The organism is Agaricicola taiwanensis (assembly GCF_014635245.1).
GTDB lineage: Bacteria > Pseudomonadota > Alphaproteobacteria > Rhizobiales > Methylopilaceae > Agaricicola > Agaricicola taiwanensis.
Genome location: NZ_BMCP01000002.1, coordinates 861,122 through 879,339, shown reverse-complemented (window position 1 = coordinate 879,339; position 18,218 = coordinate 861,122). Strand labels below are relative to the sequence as shown.

General features: G+C 60.9%; 20 protein-coding genes, 4 tRNA genes and 1 pseudogene. 7 read left to right on the top strand and 18 right to left on the bottom strand.

Features of this window, described 5'->3' with window-relative positions; translation table 11 throughout:
• Positions 1 to 102: 102 nt before the first annotated feature.
• Both IEV58_RS11525 and IEV58_RS11520 read right to left on the bottom strand, forming a co-directional pair.
• Complete coding sequence (locus IEV58_RS11525; protein WP_188409869.1) at positions 103 to 1,512, bottom strand: TolC family outer membrane protein; 1,410 nt, start codon at positions 1,510 to 1,512, stop codon at positions 103 to 105.
• Positions 1,513 to 1,688: 176 nt separating this feature from the next.
• Positions 1,689 to 2,351, bottom strand: coding sequence for a protein-L-isoaspartate O-methyltransferase family protein (locus IEV58_RS11520; protein WP_188409868.1), 663 nt, complete (start codon positions 2,349 to 2,351; stop codon positions 1,689 to 1,691).
• 157 nt (positions 2,352 to 2,508) lie between these two features.
• Between IEV58_RS11520 and IEV58_RS11515 the strand changes: the two genes are divergently transcribed.
• Positions 2,509 to 2,582 (top strand) — tRNA-Cys (locus IEV58_RS11515).
• Between the two features lie 2 nt (positions 2,583 to 2,584).
• Here IEV58_RS11515 and IEV58_RS11510 read toward each other — a convergent pair.
• Positions 2,585 to 2,839 carry a hypothetical protein gene (locus tag IEV58_RS11510; protein ID WP_229729375.1) on the bottom strand — a complete coding sequence of 85 codons (255 nt, stop codon included), beginning with the start codon at positions 2,837 to 2,839 and terminating at the stop codon, positions 2,585 to 2,587.
• Between the two features lie 104 nt (positions 2,840 to 2,943).
• Between IEV58_RS11510 and IEV58_RS11505 the strand changes: the two genes are divergently transcribed.
• The 3 genes from IEV58_RS11505 (at position 2,944) to IEV58_RS11495 (ending at position 5,663) form a co-directional block, all read left to right on the top strand.
• A tRNA-Asn gene (locus IEV58_RS11505) sits at positions 2,944 to 3,018 on the top strand.
• A gap of 94 nt (positions 3,019 to 3,112) precedes the next feature.
• A complete protein-coding gene (locus tag IEV58_RS11500; protein WP_188409866.1) occupies positions 3,113 to 4,549 on the top strand; it encodes a cryptochrome/photolyase family protein in 1,437 nt (478 codons plus the stop codon).
• Between the two features lie 73 nt (positions 4,550 to 4,622).
• Positions 4,623 to 5,663: a cysteine synthase A gene (locus IEV58_RS11495; protein ID WP_188409865.1), complete on the top strand. Its 1,041-nt coding sequence runs from the start codon at positions 4,623 to 4,625 to the stop codon at positions 5,661 to 5,663.
• A gap of 56 nt (positions 5,664 to 5,719) precedes the next feature.
• Here IEV58_RS11495 and IEV58_RS11490 read toward each other — a convergent pair whose 3' ends face one another.
• From IEV58_RS11490 to IEV58_RS11475, 4 genes are all read right to left on the bottom strand, one after another.
• A complete protein-coding gene (locus IEV58_RS11490) occupies positions 5,720 to 6,502 on the bottom strand; it encodes an amino acid ABC transporter ATP-binding protein (RefSeq protein ID WP_188409864.1) in 783 nt (260 codons plus the stop codon).
• Positions 6,503 to 6,515: 13 nt separating this feature from the next.
• Positions 6,516 to 7,655 (bottom strand): amino acid ABC transporter permease, encoded by a 1,140-nt coding sequence (locus tag IEV58_RS11485; protein ID WP_188409863.1) that lies wholly within the window; start codon positions 7,653 to 7,655, stop codon positions 6,516 to 6,518.
• A gap of 10 nt (positions 7,656 to 7,665) precedes the next feature.
• Complete coding sequence (locus IEV58_RS11480) at positions 7,666 to 8,871, bottom strand: amino acid ABC transporter permease (protein WP_188409862.1); 1,206 nt, start codon at positions 8,869 to 8,871, stop codon at positions 7,666 to 7,668.
• Positions 8,872 to 9,014: 143 nt separating this feature from the next.
• Positions 9,015 to 10,028 (bottom strand): amino acid ABC transporter substrate-binding protein, encoded by a 1,014-nt coding sequence (locus tag IEV58_RS11475; protein ID WP_188409861.1) that lies wholly within the window; start codon positions 10,026 to 10,028, stop codon positions 9,015 to 9,017.
• 239 nt (positions 10,029 to 10,267) lie between these two features.
• Here IEV58_RS11475 and metC point away from each other — a divergent pair, with 239 nt between their 5' ends.
• Positions 10,268 to 11,443, top strand: a complete 1,176-nt coding sequence (gene metC / locus IEV58_RS11470) for a cystathionine beta-lyase (protein ID WP_188409860.1) — start codon at positions 10,268 to 10,270, stop codon at positions 11,441 to 11,443.
• 58 nt (positions 11,444 to 11,501) lie between these two features.
• Here metC and IEV58_RS11465 read toward each other — a convergent pair whose 3' ends face one another.
• From IEV58_RS11465 to IEV58_RS18440, 10 genes and pseudogenes are all read right to left on the bottom strand, one after another.
• Positions 11,502 to 11,831, bottom strand: coding sequence for a lipid-A-disaccharide synthase N-terminal domain-containing protein (locus IEV58_RS11465; RefSeq protein ID WP_188409859.1), 330 nt, complete (start codon positions 11,829 to 11,831; stop codon positions 11,502 to 11,504).
• On the bottom strand, positions 11,818 to 12,564 hold the full coding sequence (locus IEV58_RS11460) for a glycosyltransferase family 2 protein (RefSeq protein WP_188409858.1): 747 nt from the start codon (positions 12,562 to 12,564) through the stop codon (positions 11,818 to 11,820). Before IEV58_RS11460 ends, IEV58_RS11465 begins: the two co-directional genes overlap by 14 nt.
• Positions 12,561 to 14,309 (bottom strand): ArnT family glycosyltransferase, encoded by a 1,749-nt coding sequence (locus IEV58_RS11455; protein WP_188409857.1) that lies wholly within the window; start codon positions 14,307 to 14,309, stop codon positions 12,561 to 12,563. The genes IEV58_RS11460 and IEV58_RS11455 overlap by 4 nt, the downstream gene beginning before the upstream one ends.
• A gap of 30 nt (positions 14,310 to 14,339) precedes the next feature.
• A tRNA-Arg gene (locus IEV58_RS11450) sits at positions 14,340 to 14,416 on the bottom strand.
• A gap of 54 nt (positions 14,417 to 14,470) precedes the next feature.
• On the bottom strand, positions 14,471 to 14,776 hold the full coding sequence (locus tag IEV58_RS11445) for an ETC complex I subunit (RefSeq protein WP_188409856.1): 306 nt from the start codon (positions 14,774 to 14,776) through the stop codon (positions 14,471 to 14,473).
• Positions 14,777 to 14,800: 24 nt separating this feature from the next.
• Positions 14,801 to 14,877 (bottom strand) — tRNA-Pro (locus IEV58_RS11440).
• A gap of 155 nt (positions 14,878 to 15,032) precedes the next feature.
• Positions 15,033 to 15,509 (bottom strand): DUF192 domain-containing protein, encoded by a 477-nt coding sequence (locus tag IEV58_RS11435; RefSeq protein ID WP_188409855.1) that lies wholly within the window; start codon positions 15,507 to 15,509, stop codon positions 15,033 to 15,035.
• Between the two features lie 13 nt (positions 15,510 to 15,522).
• Entirely contained in the window at positions 15,523 to 16,113 is a 591-nt protein-coding gene (locus tag IEV58_RS11430) for a cold-shock protein (protein WP_188409854.1), read from the bottom strand.
• Between the two features lie 106 nt (positions 16,114 to 16,219).
• Positions 16,220 to 16,441 (bottom strand): SIR2 family NAD-dependent protein deacylase, encoded by a 222-nt coding sequence (locus IEV58_RS18255; RefSeq protein WP_229729374.1) that lies wholly within the window; start codon positions 16,439 to 16,441, stop codon positions 16,220 to 16,222.
• Positions 16,442 to 16,509: 68 nt separating this feature from the next.
• Positions 16,510 to 16,929, bottom strand: a pseudogene (locus IEV58_RS18440) (SIR2 family NAD-dependent protein deacylase); the annotation flags it as partial.
• 100 nt (positions 16,930 to 17,029) lie between these two features.
• On the opposite strand from IEV58_RS18440, the gene IEV58_RS11420 reads away from it, so the two are divergent.
• Together IEV58_RS11420 and arfB are read left to right on the top strand one after the other, a co-directional pair.
• The gene (locus IEV58_RS11420; RefSeq protein WP_188409853.1) at positions 17,030 to 17,449 is read left to right on the top strand and encodes a VOC family protein; all 420 of its coding nucleotides are present in this window, start codon (positions 17,030 to 17,032) and stop codon (positions 17,447 to 17,449) included.
• Positions 17,443 to 17,865, top strand: a complete 423-nt coding sequence (gene arfB, locus IEV58_RS11415; protein WP_188409852.1) for an alternative ribosome rescue aminoacyl-tRNA hydrolase ArfB — start codon at positions 17,443 to 17,445, stop codon at positions 17,863 to 17,865. The genes IEV58_RS11420 and arfB overlap by 7 nt, the downstream gene beginning before the upstream one ends.
• A gap of 3 nt (positions 17,866 to 17,868) precedes the next feature.
• Here arfB and IEV58_RS11410 read toward each other — a convergent pair whose 3' ends face one another.
• A complete protein-coding gene (locus IEV58_RS11410) occupies positions 17,869 to 18,174 on the bottom strand; it encodes a hypothetical protein (RefSeq protein ID WP_229729372.1) in 306 nt (101 codons plus the stop codon).
• Between the last annotated feature and the right edge of the window lie 44 nt (positions 18,175 to 18,218).

Here is an 18,218-nt window from a genome sequence, read left to right as displayed (position 1 = left end):
GCGCATCCCGAAGACACGTTGGCTGGCAAGTATCGCACTGCATGCATTCAAGGCAAGCAAGGCCAAAGCTTTAACGCCAGCCATCCCCAACAGAGGGCTAACTCAGCGGCCGTCAGGCGTGCGCAGGCCGAACCATTTGTCGCGCACCTGATTGTAATGCTCAGTAGGCTTGTACTCGGAAACCGCGAGCGTGAGGCTCCGGGCCGACAGGCGCCCGACCGCCTGATAAAGGGCATAGGAGGCAACCACCCGGTCCCGCTGCGCGGTGATCAAGGTCACGCGGCCATTGAGCAGTTCCTGCTGTGCGTTCAGCACGTCGAGGGTGGTACGCTGCCCCACCTTTGATTCCTCGCGCACACCGTTGAGGGCGATCTGCGCAGCTTCCACCTGGGCTTGGGCTGCCACGATCTGAGCCCGGGCGCCTTCGAGCGCGCCCCAAGCGGACACGATGGCGGCACGGACCTCCTCACGGGTGAGATCGGCTTCGATCCGCCTTTGGCCGAGCGTTTCCTTGGCTTGGCGCACGCGCGACGACACACCGCCCCCCTGATAGATGGGAACGGTTACGCGGCCCGTGATGGAACCGGCGGTTGAGCGATCGGCGCTGGTTGAGATACCCCCACTGTTGCCACCGTTGTTCCAGGAATTGGTGACGCCCGCCTCGATTGAGACCGTTGGCAGCAGTTCGCCTTCGATGACCTTGGCCTGCATCTGCGCCGCATCGACATTGTAGAGCGCCGCCATGATGGCCGGATGCTCGGCATGGCCGATCTGGATGGCTTCATCGATCGAACGGGGCAGCAGCCGGTCGATGGCGCGGCCCGGGAAGAGCTTGCCGGGGTCATTGCCGATGCGCTGGCGATAGATGGCGCGGCTCGCCTTCAGGTTCGCCTCGGCAACGCTGACCTGCGACCGCCCGCTCGCAAGCCGGGCTTCCGCCTGTGCGACATCGGTGCGAGTGACCTCACCCACATCGAACCGCTCGCGCGTCGCGCGCAGGTCCTCGTTGATCAGGTCGACGTTGTTGCGCTGAAGATCGAAAATGGCGAAATCGCGCAGCACGTTCATATAGGCTTCGACGGCGTCGAAGAGCACATTCTGCTCGGTGTTCCGCAGCGCCTCGCGCGATGCCAGCACCGACGCTTCGGCCGCTCGGACCGAGTTTGGCGTGCGAAACCCATCAAAGAGATTTTGCTCAAGGCTGATGCCGACGCTGCGAGGATAGCCGGTGATGGTGCGGGATTGCCCACCGCCACGAGCCTCGGTCGCTTCCGCCGAAACGGCGGCGCTGCCAAAAATTTGCGGGCGATAACCAGACAGCGCCTGGGGAACCTGCTCGTCCACGGCGCGCGTTGCGGCGCGCTGCGCATTCAGCGTCTGATTCCCGGCATAGGCCCGTGCCAGAGCAGCCTCAAGCGTCTCGGCTGAAACGGACGAATTCATAGCCAAAAGAAGGGCGGCCGCGAAAGCAGACCGCGCCACCCATCTCCGGTGATGCAACGCAAAAGACATATGTTGTTTCCGTAAGCAGCCGAACGGCCAATCCCCGCCATCCGCCTGAAGTTTCCCGTCAATGGCAATCTTAGCCGTGGGAGAAGCCTCGCGGAACCCGCTCTTAGGCGTCAGGGGACGTTCGCGGGAAGATGCGGCTTTTGGGCCACGGTTGCCGACAACAAGCGTTGCCCGTTTCAGAACACAAAGCCTACGCTTTTGGCGAAACCGGGCAGGATAGGTGCGGATGCATCGAAGACGGTCTTGGAGCTGACGGTGTCACCGGAGCGGACATAGACAGTGGCCTTGGCGCTGCCGCCGACGCCGACGATGGTCGCCAGCCGGCCACCATCCTTCAACTGTGCCAGCAGTGCGGTCGGCTCCGCTTCGACAGCCCCCTCAACGATGATGATGTCGTAGGGTGCCGATACGCTGTACCCTTCGGCCAACATGCCGGTTACCACGACGGCATTAGTCGTTTCGGTCTTCGCCAGATTGGTCGCGGCCTCGTTCGCCAGCCCTGCATCCTGCTCCAGACCGACCACGAAAGCGGCAATGCGTGCGATAAAGGCCGTTGAATATCCGCTGCCGCAGCCGACATCCAGCACCATGTCATGCTCGGCGATTTCCGCGGCCTGAACCAGCTTGGCGAGCGTGGTCGGCGTCAACATGTGACGGATTTCCGGCCCCTCCCCCTGCAGTGGCACCGAAGCATCCGCATAAGCGCGAGACTTCCATGACGCCGGCACGAATTCCTCGCGCGGAAGAGCGCCAAGTGCGGCGGTCACCCGCGGATCGGTTATGCTGCTCGGCCGGATCTGGCCGTCGACCATCATCTGCCGCGCTTGCTGATAGTTCATACCCGTTGCCTCTTGCGCCACGCTATTGCTGGCGTCCTATTGCGGGAATTGCCCCCCGAAGGCAAGCAGGCGAACCGCCGCACAGAAAGGTGGTTATTGCGATCTTAGGATTCGCTCTGCTATAGGCTCTTCACCCGCAGCGCTGCTGCCGGTCAGAGGCCACGTGGCGGAGTGGTTACGCAGAGGACTGCAAATCCTTGCACCCCGGTTCGATTCCGGGCGTGGCCTCCATCTCACTTCCTTTCGCCAAACCTGCTCGCTCGATAGCGGCGCAGTACCGCGACTTCCGCGCGGCGCCGCCAGCGGCGCACCACGGGCATGTCGACGGACAGGATGATGAGCCCAAGCGGCACCATCCAGAAGCCGAGCACAGGCAGGAAGCCGACCAGGCCGCCGCAAACGAGAGCAATGCCCAACAATGTGCGGACAATGCGGTTGCCGGGAACGGCGATACGGCGCTTGCCGAAACGGATAGATGAGCCTGACATGGTCCCAGATATAATGGGAGAATGTGGCGTTGCGAGCATTGAGCGCTTGGCATGATGCGGAAGTGTCTGCTATAGGGCGCGCCGTTGGTGCCTTTGGTGCCCGTTCCCCGGTAGCTCAGTGGTAGAGCAATCGACTGTTAATCGATCGGTCGCTGGTTCGAATCCGGCCCGGGGAGCCAAATTTCCGCGATCACCGCGAAAGCGGGACGCCGGAGATGCTCTCATCCAGAAGCGATATTGACCTCTTTGAGGAATGCCGGCGTTGTAGCCGACATGCCGAGCTCCTCTGCCCCTGTCATCGTCTGGTTTCGCGACGATCTCCGCGTCGGCGACAATCCTGCCCTCGTTCATGCGACGGAAGCAGGCCGGCCAATCATCGCTCTTTATGTTCTCGATCTCATAAGCGAATTTCCACGGCCTCTCGGCACTGCCACCCGATGGTGGCTGCATGGCAGCCTGGAGAGCCTGCGCACCTCCTTGCTGCGAGTCGGCATTCCGCTTGTCCTGAGGTGCGGGCCAACCATCGACGTTGTCAGGGACCTCGCGGAAGAGACGGGTGCTGAAGCGGTTGCTTGGAATCGCCGGTACGATCCGGCAGCCGTCGCGCTCGACAACGAGGTGGCGAACGCGATGCACGACCTCGGTGTCAAGGTCGTAACATGTGCGGCCAATCTGCTGTTCGAGCCATCCGATGTAACGACCAAGGCGGGCGGCTCCTTCCGCGTATTCACTCCGTTCTGGCGTGCTGCTCTCCAGCGGGGTGCGCCGCGGGTTCCTCTGCCCCTTCCCAGCGATCGGTCGAACCCTTTGAAGGTGAGCGGCGATGAACTCTCTGAATGGACGCTGCGACCGGCGCAGAGTGAATGGGCGCATAAGCTTTCGCGCGTTTGGCAGCCTGGAGAGCAAGGCGCGCTTGAGCGACTGTCCGAGTTTGTGGACCGGCGGCTCAATGGTTATGCCCGTGCTCGTGACCGGCCGGATCGGGAGGGCACGTCACGGTTGTCCCCTCACCTGCGCTTCGGTGAGATCAGCCCGTTTCAGATCTGGCACGCCGTCAGGAACCGGCAGGGAGAGGATGCCGACCGCTTCCGGATGGAACTCGGCTGGCGGGAATTCAACCACCACATAGCGTTCCACCATCAGGATCTTCATGAGCGCAACGTCCAGCCAAGGTTCGACGCTTTCCCTTGGCGCGAAAATGAAAGCAGCCTGCAGGAATGGCAGGAGGGCAGGACCGGCTATCCGATCGTGGATGCGGGCATGCGCCAGCTGCGTGAGACCGGCTGGATGCACAATCGCGTCCGCATGATCGCCGCCTCCTTTTTGGTCAAGCACCTCTTGGTCGACTGGCGTGAGGGCGAGCGTTGGTTCTGGAACAGGCTGGTGGACGCCGATCCCGCCAATAATCCTGCCAACTGGCAGTGGGCTGCAGGCTCAGGCGCTGATGCGGCGCCCTTCTTTCGCATCTTCAATCCCATTCGGCAGGGTGAGCTTTTCGATCCCGAAGGCAGCTATGTCAGGCGTTTCGTGCCTGAGCTGGCAGGCTTACCTGCGCCGCAGATTCACAGCCCTTGGACCGTGGGCGAACAGCGGTTGAAAGACGCAGGGGTCACATTGGGAAAGACCTATCCTCATCCTGTCGTCGACCACAAGGCCGCCCGCGAGATGGCGCTGGATGCGCTAAAAGATTTGCGAAATTCCAGCGAATGACTGTACGTTTTAACTTCGCACGCGCGCCGCATGTCCTTAAGGTGTGCTCATCTTCTCCGACATTCTGACGATCATGGACATCCGAACCGATTTTCTTGCCACCATCGGCAATACCCCTCTCATTCGCCTGAAAAAAGCATCCGAAGCCACCGGCTGCGAAATCCTGGGCAAGGCAGAGTTTCTGAACCCCGGCCAATCCGTGAAGGATCGCGCGGCATTGTTCATCGTCCAGGACGCGTTGAAGCGCGGCACCTTGAAGCCCGGCGGCACGGTGGTCGAAGGCACGGCTGGTAACACGGGCATTGGCCTCGCCCTCGTCTGCAACACGCTCGGGATCAAGACAGTTATCGTCATCCCCGAGACGCAGTCGGATGAGAAGAAGGCCATGCTGCGCCTTGCCGGCGCCGAACTGATCGAAGTGCCTGCCGTCCCCTACAAGGATCCCGGAAACTACGTGAAGGTGTCCGGGCGCTTGGCGGAGAAGCTGGCCAAAGAGGATCCAAAGGGTGTGATCTGGGCCAATCAGTTCGATAATGTCGCCAATCGGCAAGCACATATTGAGACGACGGGCCCCGAGATCTGGGCTCAGACTGGCGGCAGGGTGGACGGCTTCATTTGCGCTGTTGGCACCGGCGGCACCCTGGCGGGCACGGCTATGGCGCTGAAAGAGCGGAACCCGTCGGTCCGCATCGGCCTAGCGGATCCCCTAGGGGCCGCGCTGTTCAGCTATTACACCACCGGAGAACTCAAGGCTTCGGGCAGTTCGATCACCGAAGGCATCGGACAGGGCCGCATCACCGCCAATCTCGAGGATGCGCCGATTGATACGGCCTTCCAGATCCCGGATGAGGAAGCCCTTCCGATCATCTTTGATCTGCTTACCGAAGAGGGGCTCTGCCTTGGCGGCTCATCCGGCATCAATGTCGCCGGCGCGATCCGCCTTGCCCGTGAGCTCGGGCCTGGACACACCATCGTGACCGTGTTGTGCGATTACGGCACGCGCTATCAATCCAAGCTGTTCAATCCTGAGTTCCTGCGCTCCAGGAACCTCCCGGTACCAGAATGGCTGGAGAAAAAACCCAGCATCACGCGGGAAAGCGCCCTCGCCTCCTGAAGCCAAGCCAGGACCAATGAAAAAGCCGGGCATGCATGCCCGGCTTTTCTTTTTGCTCAGTGCAGGATGTCGGCGAGGAACTTCTTCGTCCGCTCATGTTGCGGGTTGGCAAAAAACTCATTGGGCTCGTTGGATTCGATGATCTGGCCGTAGTCCATAAAGATAACGCGGTCCGCAACCTGGCGTGCAAAGCCCATCTCGTGGGTGACGCACAGCATGGTCATGCCTTCCTCGGCAAGACTGACCATGGTGTCGAGCACCTCCTTGACCATCTCGGGGTCAAGTGCCGAAGTCGGCTCGTCGAACAGCATGATCTTCGGCCTCATGCAGAGCGCGCGCGCGATGGCCACGCGCTGCTGTTGGCCGCCGGAAAGCTGGCCGGGATACTTCTTGGCCTGTTCGGGGATTTTCACCTTGGCGAGGAAATGCATGGCAACTTCCTCGGCTTCCTTCTTGGGCATCTTGCGGACCCAGATCGGCGCCAGGGTGCAGTTCTCAAGGATTGTGAGATGCGGGAAGAGGTTGAAATGCTGGAACACCATGCCGACCTCGCGGCGCACCTCGTCGATCTTCTTCAGATCGTTGGTGAGCTCGGTGCCGTCGACGAAGATGCGGCCCTTCTGGTGCTCTTCAAGCCGGTTGATGCAGCGGATCATGGTGGACTTGCCTGAGCCGGAAGGCCCGCAGATCACGATCCGTTCGCCACGGCTGACCTGAAGGTTGATGTCCTTCAGAACATGGAATTCGCCATACCATTTGTTGACGTCGATCAGTTCGATGGCATGGCGCGTGCTCGCCTGGCTCTGCGGCACGGCGGCTGCTGTCTGGGTGACGCTCATGATATTACCCCTCTTATCGTTTGTGGCCGGTATTGAGCCGCCGCTCGACGTAGCGGGAATAGCGGGACATACCGTAGCAGAAGAAGAAGTAGAAGAATCCGGCGAAGGCATAGCCTGTGAACTCGGTCACTGGTGTCGCCCAATTGGGATCGGCAAAGGCGGCGCGCAACTGGCCAAGGAGATCAAGGATCGAGACGATCAACACCAGCGTCGTATCCTTGAACAGCCCGATGAAGGTGTTGACGATCCCGGGGATAACCAGCTTCAGCGCCTGCGGCAGAATGATGAGGAACATCATCCGCCAATAACCGAGGCCGACGGCCATGGCGCCTTCATATTGACCCCGTGGAATGGCCTGAAGGCCGCCGCGAACCACCTCCGCCATATAGGCCGCGGCGAACAGCGATACACCGACCAACGCGCGCAGCAACCCATTGAATTCCAAGCCCCGCGGCAGGAAGAGCGGCAGCATGTAGGTCGCGAAGAACAGCACCGTGATGAGCGGCACGCCACGCCAGAACTCGATGAAGGCGATCGACGCGAAGCGAATGATGGGCAGCTGCGATCGCCGTCCGAGAGCCAGGACGATGCCCAGGGGCAGCGACGCGACGATGCCAACCACGGCCACAACCAAGGTGACCAGGATGCCACCCCAGATTCGGGTCGAGACCAGCGGCAGACCGAGTACGTCGCCCTGAAGCAGGAAGAAGGCGACAACCGGATAGACGACGAAGAAGAGAACAGCGTTGGCGAGCTTGAAGGGAGCCGTTCGCACCATGAGAGGCACGATCAGGATCGCGCCCAGGAGGAAGACGAGATTGGGCCGCCACCGCTCGTCCACGGGATAGAAGCCGTAGACCAACTGGCCGAACTTCGCCTTGATGAAGGGCCAGCAGGCACCGACCTCGGGACCAAGGCAGGCCTCGCGGTTCTCCCCGGTCCAAACGGCCCGAAGGACGAGGAAATCGAGAAGGGCGAACAGGATATAGGCGAGCAGCCCGAAGCCAATGATGGTCAGAAGGCTGTTGATCGGGCCGCTGAACAGATTGGCGCGGGCCCAGGCGAGAGGTCCGACCTCTGATTTGGGTGCAGGCAGGGTTTCGACAAGCTGAGAGCGGACGAAGACCTGATTTGGAATTGCTGTATCGATCATGGACAGTCCCTCAGCGTTCGACCAGCGCGACGCGCCTGTTGTACCAGTTCATGAAGATCGACGTGACGATGCTGATCGTCAGATAGACGCACATCGTTATGGCGATGACCTCGATGGCCTGTCCTGTTTGATTCAGCGTCGTGCCGGCGAAAATCGCTGTGATTTCCGGATAACCCACCGCCACGGCCAAAGACGAGTTCTTGGTCAGGTTGAGATATTGGCTCGTCAGCGGCGGAATAATCACGCGCATCGCCTGCGGGATCACAACAAGGCGGAGCGTAGGTCCCGGCCGAAGGCCAAGCGAGCCGGCCGCCTCAGTCTGGCCATGGCTTACCGCCATGATCCCCGCGCGCACGATCTCCGCGATGAAGCCTGCCGTATAGATCGACAGCGCCCAGGTGAGGGCAACGAATTCCGGTATGACGCGGGTGCCTCCCCGGAAGTTGAAGCCGCCGAGTTCGGGCACATCGAAGGTGATCGGGAAACCAAAGATGGCCGAGACGATCAATGGCAACCCGATGATCAGTCCAATGGCGGTCCATAGCACCGGAAACTGCTCGCCCGTCTGCTCCTGGCGCTTGCGCGCCCAGTAACGCACCACCAGGGCGAGCACCACGGCGATGACGATCGAAAGCTCGATGAAGATCGCCCCGTTGCCCAGTACGACGCTCGGCATGTAGAGGCCGCGGTTGCTGTAGAAGAACGCGTTGAACAGCGAGAAGCTGTCGCGCGGCGACGGCGAGAACTTGATGAGCACCACATACCAGAAGAAGATCTGGAACAGCGGCGGCAGATTGCGGGTGACCTCGACGTAGATCGTGCCAAGCGTGCGGACCATCCAGTTGGGCGACAATCGCGCGATGCCCACCATGAACCCGATGATCGTCGCCAGGATGATACCAACGGCCGCGACCAAGAGGGTGTTCAGGATGCCGACAAGAAGAACGCGGCCGTAGGTGGCGTTCTGGGTGAATTCGATTAGGCTTTGGTTGACGTCAAAGCTGGCCGGCTGGTCCAGGAACCCGAAGCCGGTTGCGATACCCTGCGAGCGTAGATTGGTCTGCGCGTTGGTCACAAAGATGTAAAGCACCACGGCGATGATGATCGCTGTGATGAGCTGAAAGATGAAACCGCGAACCCTTGGATTATTGACCAGGGAAACGCGGCCGCTGTCGCCAGTCGATGGAGACGGCGAAATCCCTTCCTGTACGGACATGAAACCCCCTCTGTCGCCATTCGACGACGCTGCGGATGAGCGCCCCACACGCCTTCCGCAGATGGTATTTATAAATCTTAAACCATGAAAATACCTTCGGCCAGAGGGTGCTCCGGCCGAAGGTTGCTTACGTTTTCAAACGTTCAGCGAACGGGCATCGCGTACTGGAGACCGCCCTGGGTCCAGAGCTTATTGAGTCCGCGCTCGATCTTGAGCGGCGATCCGGTTCCGACGTTCCGTTCAAAGGATTCGCCGTAGTTGCCGACCGCGGTCACGATGCGGACGACCCAGTCGTTGCTGACACCGAGCTGCTCACCGAAGTTGCCGTCGACACCAAGAAGCCGCTTCACATCCGGATTGTCGGACTTCTTCATCTCTTCCAGGTTGGCCTGGGTCACGCCAAGCTCTTCGGCATTGATCATGCCGTAGAGGGTCCACTTCACGAGGTCGAACCACTGGTCATCGCCGTGGCGGACCGCCGGAGCCAGCGGCTCCTTGGAGATGATCTCGGGAAGAACCACATGATCTTCGCTGTTGGCGAGCTTCAGGCGCAGCGAGTAGAGCTGCGAAGCGTCGGAGGTGAGAACCTCGCAACGGCCGGCATCATAGGCCTGGACCACGGCGTCGTTGCTTTCGAACGCCACCGGCTCGTACTTCATGTTGTTGCTGCGGAAGTAGTCAGCCATGTTGAGTTCGGTCGTGGTGCCCGTCTGGGTGCAGACCGAGGCGCCATCCAGTTCCTTGGCCGAGGAGACGTTCAGATCCTTGCGAACCAGGAAGCCTTGGCCGTCGAAGTAGTTCGGCGAAGCGAAATTCAGGCCGAGCGAACTGTCACGGGACGAGGTCCAGGTGGTGTTGCGGGACAAGACGTCGATCTCGCCTGACTGCAGTGCCGGGAAACGGTCCTTGGCCGAGAGCGGGAAGTACTTCACCTTGTTGGCATCACCGAAGATGACGGCGGACAGTGCGCGGCACAGGTCCACGTCCAGACCAGCCCACTGGCCCTTGTCGTTTGGCGCTGAGAAGCCTGGCAGGCCAGTCGTCACGCCGCAATGCAACTCGCCCCGCGACTTGACGTCGTCGAGGGTTGCGGCAGATGCAGCGGTCGCCGAAATGCCAACAGCAGCGCCGAAAGCCAGCGCGACAAATTTTTTCATAGTGCAGCCTCTGTTTATCCTGTTGGGACCGATGCGTTGTCGATCCCGTTGTTTCGATAAGGCCATCGTGTGGCCTGACGCCCCATGATAAGCAGAACAGGCTGTTAGCGCCCGTTCCGCCCCCGCTCAGGAGACGGCAATGATAACATTATAAATTTGCACGATGATCAAGCGCCTAATTCAAGATTCCGCTACAGATTTGGCGATCTAGTGTTTCAATTTCGGTACAGGGGCAGACTGTGTCAAAAGCAACTGATCAAAATCACGGCACCAATACAGTATTGGTGCAGGCCGGGCGGGATGCGGCCCAGCAGCAAGGCTTTGTAAACCCGGCGGTCACAAGAGGATCGACTGTTCTTTATCCAAACGCCGAAGATTTTCTTGCCGGACGGAGCCGATATTCGTATGGGCGCCGAGGCAACCCGACCACCAATGCATTATCAGCAGCCTTGACCGCCGTCGAAGGCGGTGCGGGTGTGGTGCTGGCACCCTCCGGCTTGAATGCTGTAACCACTGCCCTCCTCGCTGTGCTGTCGGCGGGTGATCATCTTCTTATGGTTGACACAGTCTACCACCCCACCCGGCATTTCTGCGATACGACTTTGGCAAGGCTTGGTATCCGGACGACCTATTATGATCCCGCTCTCGGCAGTGACATCCGCGGCCTTTTTGAGGATCGGACCAGAGCCGTTTTTGTCGAAAGCCCGGGATCGCTCACCTTCGAAATTCAGGATATTCCTGCCATCGCACATGCTGCCCGTGCCTCGGGAGTTGCCGTGGTGATGGACAACACCTGGGCAAGCCCTCTTTATTTCAAGGCCCATGAGCATGGTGTCGATATCTCAATTCAGGCCGGCACCAAATATCTCTCCGGCCATTCCGACGTGATGGTCGGAACCATCTCGGCCACGGAGGAATATTGGCCGCGCGTGAAGGAGACCCACGGCAATCTCGGTCTTTGTCTCAGTCCGGACGATGCCTATCTGGCTTTGCGCGGCTTTCGCACCATGGGTGTTCGCCTGGCCCAACATCACCAAGCGGGGCTTGTCGTTGCCCGCTGGCTTGAGCAGAGGCCGGAGGTCGCGCGAGTGATGCATCCGGGGCTGGAGAGCAATCCGTACCATCCGCTCTGGCGCCGGGACTTTTTGGGTGCTTCCGGTTTGTTCGGCGTTGAACTCCTGCCTGTTGAGGCCGACAGCCTCAAAGACATGTTGAATGAGTTCTCGCTGTTCGGAATGGGCTATTCCTGGGGCGGTTTCGAAAGTCTGATGATCCCGTTCAATGCCAGGAACTCGCGCACCGCATCCACCTGGGAGCCCGCCGGGCCGACCCTGCGGCTGCACATCGGCCTGGAAGACGTTGAGGATCTGTTGGCCGATCTCGAACGCGGCTTGAAAAAACTCAAGCCCGTTTGAATTGACGCGGAAATGAAACAGTTTACGTGCAAATCCCGGGCAAGTTGCTATCGCCCGCCTAGCTCTTGGAGGCCCGCGATTCCCGCCAGATGAGATGAAGGTTCCGGAGATATACAAAAAGGCCGGCACCTTGCCCCACGATGAAGACAGGGTCCTTGCGATACAGCGCATAGACGAACAGGAGGAACCCGCCGGCCACGGAGAAATACCAGAAGGCCAGCGGGACAACGCTTCTGCCCGCCCTTTCGCTGGCGACCCATTGAGCGACGAACCGCGCCGTAAACAGAACCTGTGCGATCCAGCCCACCAGGATCCAGGTATCGAGCTGAGCGACGAAAACCTCATAGGCCCAAATCTGGAACGCATGGGCCAGTTCAACGATCATCATGCACCTCGGCAACTACGGGGATGCGACGCCGCCGCCTGATGAGCCACCAGACACCGGCAAGGTCTACAAGACCAATTCCGAGCCTGTTCCACATGCCATAGTTCGACTGACCGTGGCGGCGAGCGCGGTCCAGAACATCGACGTGGACGATCAGAAAACCTTCCCGTCGCACGAGCGCCGGAAGAAAGCGGTGTTGCCCGTCGAAATAGGGCAGCGTGATATACACGCTCTTCTGAAACACCTTGAGGCCGCAGCCTGAATCCCGCGTGCCATCACGCAGGATGGCCGCCCGGACCCTGTTGGCGATCCGCGACTGAATTTTTTTAAATCGTGTCGCCCTGCGGCCAAGGCGCTGACCCTGGGCCAGAGCGACTGCGGGATCGGCAACCGCGAGAGCATCGCAGAGCTGCGGTATATAGGCGGGATCGTTTTCACCGTCGCCATCGAGGGTAGCGATCAACGGTGCTCTTGCCGCCAGAACTCCCGACCGGACGGCCGCAGACTGCCCGCAGGATACTTCATGGCGAATTTCCCGCAGCCAGGGGCGCCCCACGCGCAGCCGCGCAAGTTCGGTCCCGGTCCCATCGGTGGAGCCATCATTGACCACAAGCACCTCGAAGGGACCGCGCGGTGCGACGGCCGCATCAATCTCTTCGATGAGTGGTCCGATGTTGGCGGCTTCGTTCCTGACGGGCACCACAATCGACAGGAGTGGCGCTTCAGGCAGGGTCATTGTTTCTCCGCCGTGGTGTAGACGGCGATGTCCAACTGGCGTCCGCCATTGAGATTGATGCCCTTGACCCGCGTAAGGAGACGTGGTGCGGGAGTAAGTCCGCCTCTCGCCGCGTCGAAGGCACCTTCTTCCCGTGATTCGACGAAGGCCACGCGACAGCCCCCCGCGGCCAGGAACCGTGCGGCCCCGGCACCGTCAGTCATCTCCAGATCGGTGCGTGTCAGGAAAACAAGGCTGGGCTCACGAAAACCTGTCGTTGCCAGAACAGGATCTCCGCAGGGAACCGCCTCTGCCGCGGCCGCCAGCCTTGAGCTGACCCAGAGGGCGCGCAGCTCGGGAAAAGCGAAGCCGTAGACGCCGGCATAAAGCGTCAGTGAGGCAACGCCGATGCGGACAAAGGATGTCAGGCGATGGCCATTCCACAGAGCCATGGCCGCCCAGACACCAAGGCCAGCCGTGAGGACGGCGAAGGGCTCCTGGCCAAAGGATGGGATGCCATCGAAAGCGTATCCGGCCGCGATAGCCGCCAGAGGCACGCCGACTGAGCCCAGAAGCAGCAAGGCGACAGCCGGCCAGAGCAACGCACGGTTCAGCTTGGGTGGGCCATCGACCAGCCAGCGCCCTGTTGCCAGCATCAGTGCCGGCACCAGCGGCAGCATATAATGCGGCAGCTTGGTCGGAATAAGCTCCAGCACCAGCCACGCCGGAACCGCCCAGGCGATGAGGAACAGCATGGCCCGCTCCCGTCGCCAGGCCCAAAGCGTGGGCAGAGCGAGGAGCAGGAACGGCGAGACGGGCCATAAGGTGCCCCAGGCGATGAGCGTGTAAACGCCGGGAGGCGCGCCATGGCTTTCCTGTCCCTGCAGCAGTTTGCCGATGAAATCCTGGCCGACGCTCTCCTCAAAGAAGGCGCCCTTTGACTGAAGCGCGATTGCAATGAACCACGGAGCGGCCACGGCAAGTGCCAGGAGAAGACCGAGGATCGGCCGCAGAGCCAGCAGCCAGCGGCCTTCTTTGCGGAAGATGGCTGCGAAAAGCGCCGTCATGCCGACGACGAAGGGAGCCATGGGACCCTTGATCAGGATGCCAAGACCCAGCGCGAGCCAGAACAGGATACTCGTGGAAAGAGAGAGCCTGCCGCCGTGCGACGCCACATAGGCGCGCGCCAGGACGCCTTGGGAGAGAATGATGAGACCGAGCAACATGGCGTCGGTCTTGGCGAGGCGGGCCTCAACTCCCATCAGGATTGTAAGGGCAAGTCCGGCCGCTCCGATAAAGGCGGCGCGGCGACCGACCAGCGGGACCCCGGCCCATGCCAGGGCCACGACCGCCAGGATCGCTCCCAGCTGCGATGGCAGGCGGTACAACCAGATTTGCCGGCGGGCGTCATCGACGCCCATGGCTTCTCCGATCGAAACGGCGGCCGTCTGCAGCCAGTAAATTCCAACCGGCTTTTTGTGCCGCGCTTCGTCCTGAAAACGGATGTCGATGAAATCACGCGTTTCCACCATCTGCTTGGTGGCTTGGGCAAAGCGTGCCTCGTCCCGATCGATGGGTGGAACGGTCAACAGGCCCGGCAGGCAGGCCGCCAAGACCAGCAGGATCAGCAGAGCCGATTTCAGGAACGGCTTGCGAACGGCTTGATTGAGGGCATCCTCGGCGGTGCTGGCGACGGTAGGGCTCGGATGCGCGCCCTCTTCCTGGCCTGCAGCCGCCGCTATGTCGTTTTGTGTCGCCATGCTCATCAAACTGCGCCAGCCCCTTGTCCAGCAAACTGGCGACCCCGGCAGGGTTCGAACCTGCGACCTACCGCTTAGAAGGCGGTTGCTCTATCCAGCTGAGCTACGGGGTCTGTCTCAAAGTCCCGGAGGATCCAGGCGGACAGTCGTTCAGCCGATCACGATGATCAATGGGTCCACTGGCCGACGCGACCCCAGCGGAAATTGTCGGAATAGGAAAGCGTCTTGGGCGTGGGGCTGTGCGGCTCGATGACTTTATAGGTCAGGCCCTTGTGCTCCGCATAGGCGATGGCTTCCTCACGCGTGGCGAAGAACAGCCGGATCTGGCTCTTCATGTCGCCCGAGCTGGTCCATCCCATCAGCGGCTCCACGCGCCGAGCTTCCTCAGGCTCATAGTCCAAGATCCAGCGCTTGGTCTTGGCCTGGCCGCTTTGCATGGCATTTCTGGAGGGCTTGTAGATCCGCGCTGTCATCCGCTTGAACCCTATCGAAGATCTTGGTCGGGGCGGCCGGATTCGAACCAGCGACCCTCTGGTCCCAAACCAGATGCGCTACCAGGCTGCGCTACGCCCCGACATCTCATTCGACAGGTCTGATGCCATGAAAGTCATGGTACGGCAAGCCTTTCGAACGGAAACGACGTGGACAGAACGAGCTTCCTGTTGGTCGCTTGAAATTCCGGCAGTCTGGCCCGCATCTGTCTCATCAACGGGGAAATCCGTCGCAAGTTCAGTTGTCAATGGCGGCATGCCGCACCCGGTCACCGCTGGCTGCCCCTATCCGCTTGGCCGTTCCGGCTGGCACTTCGAGCACATAACGGACCGGCGCCGCGGACTCGACCGTCCGTTCGGATAGCGGAACCGTGTCGCGCGCGATGTTCACGACAATGCCGTTCGAGGCGATGAAGAACATATCGAGCGGCACATAGGTGTTGCGCATCCACATGGCGACCGGGCGTTCCGCCACGAAGTCGAACAGCATCCCGCGATCAGGCGAAAGTTCGGTGCGAAACATCAGCCCGCGCGCGCGCTCCTCGTCGGTCCGGGCGAGTTCAACGGTAAAGATGTGAGTGCCGCCGGCGGTATCTACAGCGAGCTCATCGGTGGCAAGTCTCGCGACGCCGCGGTCTGCCGAGACATAGGCGATCGCCGCGGTGATGCCGAGCGCGCCGATGAGGCAGACAAGAAGTAGCCTCCAGCGTGTCATGAGCGAAGGCTGATCAGTGCGACGACGGCGCGCCGGAGCCGTCTTCCGGATGGATTTCCGCCGCCATCAATCCCTTGGGGCCTGGGCCGTAACGCACCAGAACGAACTGTCCAGGGCGAAGCTCCGTAAGACCGAAATGGCGAAGAGTTTCCATATGGACAAAGATGTCGGGCTTGTCCGCGCCTAGCGTCAAGAAGCCGAAGCCGCGCAAGCGGTTGAACCATTTGACCTCGGCGCGTTCCAATCCGCTGGTCGGCTCGACCTCCACATGGGTGCGCGGCAACGGCAGCTGTGACGGGTGAACGGCCGTCGATGTGTCCATGGAGAGGATGCGGAAGACCTGCATGCCGCGCGGGCGTTCAACCGCTTCGCACACCACGCGCGCGCCTTCATAGGCTGTCTGGTAACCGTCACGGCGCAGGCAGGACACATGAAGGAGCACATCCGGCAGATCATTGTCCGGGACAATGAAGCCATAGCCCTTGGCCACGTCGAACCACTTTATGACACCCGCGACCTCGACGAGCCGCCCAGGCGCCTCATCGTTCTCACCAATGTCGCGCCCCACCGCGCCCTGCTTTGCCTGATACACGTTTGAACTCATGGCAATGCCCGCACTCGACTCGCAGGATCGCAATCCTGAGTCGGAGCAAGGATAGCATTCTTAACATTTTCGCCTAGAGGAAAAAGGCAACATGAAGGCATAAGAATCACTCCTTCAGCCTCACTGTGGCCAAGACGTCACCCAGGTCCCCATGGATCGCGAGGTCAGCGATCGCATCATATTCCGTCGGCTCGCGATTGATGATGATGAGCGTTGCCCCGTTTTTCTTTGCCAAAGCGACAAAACCCGCTGCCGGATAGACCACCAGCGACGAGCCGAGCACGAGAAACACGTCAGCCTTGAGGGTGGCCGCCCGGGCTTTCTCCATCGCCTCCCGCGGCATGGCTGACCGAAGGATATGGTGGCCGATTTGACGAAGCCGCCGCAGGATGGGCAGGAAGGGCCCTCTCCCGTCCGCTCGAAGACATCGCGGACCCAGGCAAGTTCGTAGCGTCTGCCGCACGACAGGCAGGTGGCGTAGGAACCATTGCCGTGCAGCTCGATCACACGATCATTGTCGATGCCGGACGTCAGATGCAGGTTGTCGATATTCTGTGTGATGACGCAGGAGAAATGCTCCTGCGCAATCAGCCGGGCCACCAGCCCATGGCTGCCATTGGGCTGGGCGCCGCGATAGTGATCATCCATGGTGAACTTGCGCCGCCAGGCCTCGGCGCGCGCTGCGGGTGAGGCAAGGAACATGTCGAACGGAATGGGCATATTGGTGGCCCAGAGGCCACCGGGAGAACGAAAGTCCGGGATGCCGGATTCGGTGGAAATCCCTGCACCGGTAAATGCGACGCCTGAGCGCGCCATCCGCAGGATGTGGCCCAGTTCCTCAATCTCACCCTTGAGTTCTTGCCCCGACGGCATAGTTTCTCCGGTGTTTTCAATCCCGACTTTGCCTGGAGGCAGAATGCGTTATCTCCATACGATGGTGCGCGTCACCGACGTTGACCAGTCCCTTGATTTCTATTGCAACAAGCTGGGACTGGTTGAACGTCGCCGCAGGGAGGTGCCCGAGGGCCGCTTTACCCTGATTTTCCTTTCGGCACCGGACGACGAGAGCGCCGAAGTGGAACTTACCTACAACTGGGATTCGGAGCCCTATGGCGAAGGGCGCAACTTTGGCCATCTCGCCTATGAGGTCGACGACATCTATGCGGTCTGCGACAAGCTGATGAAGGCGGGGGTTACCATCAACCGGCCGCCGCGCGACGGCAACATGGCCTTCATCCGTTCGCCCGACAACATTTCGATCGAGCTGCTCCAGAAGGGCCCGGCCCTGCCGCCACAGGAGCCTTGGGCCTCTATGCCGAACACCGGAAAATGGTGAAGATAACCGACAGCATTGAGCTCGACGACGACGAGATCGAGCTCTCCTTCATTAGGGCCTCGGGTCCGGGTGGACAGAACGTCAACAAGGTATCGACCGCGGTCGAGCTCCGATTCGATCTTCGGGGCTCGCCCTCGCTTCCTGAAGGACTTCGGCAACGGGCGGAAAAGCTGGCGTCGCGCTGGTTGACGCAGGACGGCGTGGTCGTGCTGGTCGCCCAAAATTTTCGGACACAGGAGCGCAACCGGGAAGACGCTATCGAGCGGCTTGTGGAAATGCTGCGTCAGGCCAGCGTATCGCCGAAATTCCGCCGGCCGACCCGCCCCACCCTCGGTTCCAAGAAACGCCGGCTCGACAAGAAGACCCAGAGGGGGCAGATCAAATCAATGCGGGGTCGCATCAAAGAGGCGGACTGACGCTCAATCCTCTTCGTCGTCGGGGTCGGAAACCGGCACCAGGAAGACGACCGAGGCTTCATCTTCCTCGAAATCCTCTTCCGCCTCGGCTTCCGCGCGGGCTTCCTTCCAGATCTCATGCTCATCGGGCATGGCTTCGCGGACGACCAGTTCGGCCGTCCCGTCCCATAGCGGCGCGCCGTCGCTCTCGAAGGCCATCAGGTCGTCCTGGAAGGCGTCGTCGCTGACGATATCCTGCGCTTCATCACGCTCGACATCGCCGATGACCACAACGGCCGTACCCGAAATATCCAGTGTCCAGATGCCCATGTGATGTCTCCTGGCGCCGGTGGCCTTGGCCATATGCGTCGCGC

Excerpts from the sequence above, each read along its gene's own strand:
- IEV58_RS11525 (WP_188409869.1), bottom strand. The coding sequence starts at position 1,512 with ATGTCTTTTGCGTTGCATCACCGGAGATGGGTGGCGCGGTCTGCTTTC.
- IEV58_RS11520 (WP_188409868.1), bottom strand. The coding sequence starts at position 2,351 with ATGAACTATCAGCAAGCGCGGCAGATGATGGTCGACGGCCAGATCCGG.
- IEV58_RS11510 (WP_229729375.1), bottom strand. The coding sequence starts at position 2,839 with ATGTCAGGCTCATCTATCCGTTTCGGCAAGCGCCGTATCGCCGTTCCC.
- IEV58_RS11500 (WP_188409866.1), top strand. The coding sequence starts at position 3,113 with ATGCCGAGCTCCTCTGCCCCTGTCATCGTCTGGTTTCGCGACGATCTC.
- IEV58_RS11495 (WP_188409865.1), top strand. The coding sequence starts at position 4,623 with ATGGACATCCGAACCGATTTTCTTGCCACCATCGGCAATACCCCTCTC.
- IEV58_RS11490 (WP_188409864.1), bottom strand. The coding sequence starts at position 6,502 with ATGAGCGTCACCCAGACAGCAGCCGCCGTGCCGCAGAGCCAGGCGAGC.
- IEV58_RS11485 (WP_188409863.1), bottom strand. The coding sequence starts at position 7,655 with ATGATCGATACAGCAATTCCAAATCAGGTCTTCGTCCGCTCTCAGCTT.
- IEV58_RS11480 (WP_188409862.1), bottom strand. The coding sequence starts at position 8,871 with ATGTCCGTACAGGAAGGGATTTCGCCGTCTCCATCGACTGGCGACAGC.
- IEV58_RS11475 (WP_188409861.1), bottom strand. The coding sequence starts at position 10,028 with ATGAAAAAATTTGTCGCGCTGGCTTTCGGCGCTGCTGTTGGCATTTCG.
- IEV58_RS11465 (WP_188409859.1), bottom strand. The coding sequence starts at position 11,831 with ATGATGATCGTTGAACTGGCCCATGCGTTCCAGATTTGGGCCTATGAG.
- IEV58_RS11460 (WP_188409858.1), bottom strand. The coding sequence starts at position 12,564 with ATGACCCTGCCTGAAGCGCCACTCCTGTCGATTGTGGTGCCCGTCAGG.
- IEV58_RS11455 (WP_188409857.1), bottom strand. The coding sequence starts at position 14,309 with ATGAGCATGGCGACACAAAACGACATAGCGGCGGCTGCAGGCCAGGAA.
- IEV58_RS11445 (WP_188409856.1), bottom strand. The coding sequence starts at position 14,776 with ATGACAGCGCGGATCTACAAGCCCTCCAGAAATGCCATGCAAAGCGGC.
- IEV58_RS11435 (WP_188409855.1), bottom strand. The coding sequence starts at position 15,509 with ATGACACGCTGGAGGCTACTTCTTGTCTGCCTCATCGGCGCGCTCGGC.
- IEV58_RS11430 (WP_188409854.1), bottom strand. The coding sequence starts at position 16,113 with ATGAGTTCAAACGTGTATCAGGCAAAGCAGGGCGCGGTGGGGCGCGAC.
- IEV58_RS18255 (WP_229729374.1), bottom strand. The coding sequence starts at position 16,441 with ATGGAGAAAGCCCGGGCGGCCACCCTCAAGGCTGACGTGTTTCTCGTG.
- IEV58_RS11420 (WP_188409853.1), top strand. The coding sequence starts at position 17,030 with ATGCGTTATCTCCATACGATGGTGCGCGTCACCGACGTTGACCAGTCC.
- arfB (WP_188409852.1), top strand. The coding sequence starts at position 17,443 with ATGGTGAAGATAACCGACAGCATTGAGCTCGACGACGACGAGATCGAG.
- IEV58_RS11410 (WP_229729372.1), bottom strand. The coding sequence starts at position 18,174 with ATGGGCATCTGGACACTGGATATTTCGGGTACGGCCGTTGTGGTCATC.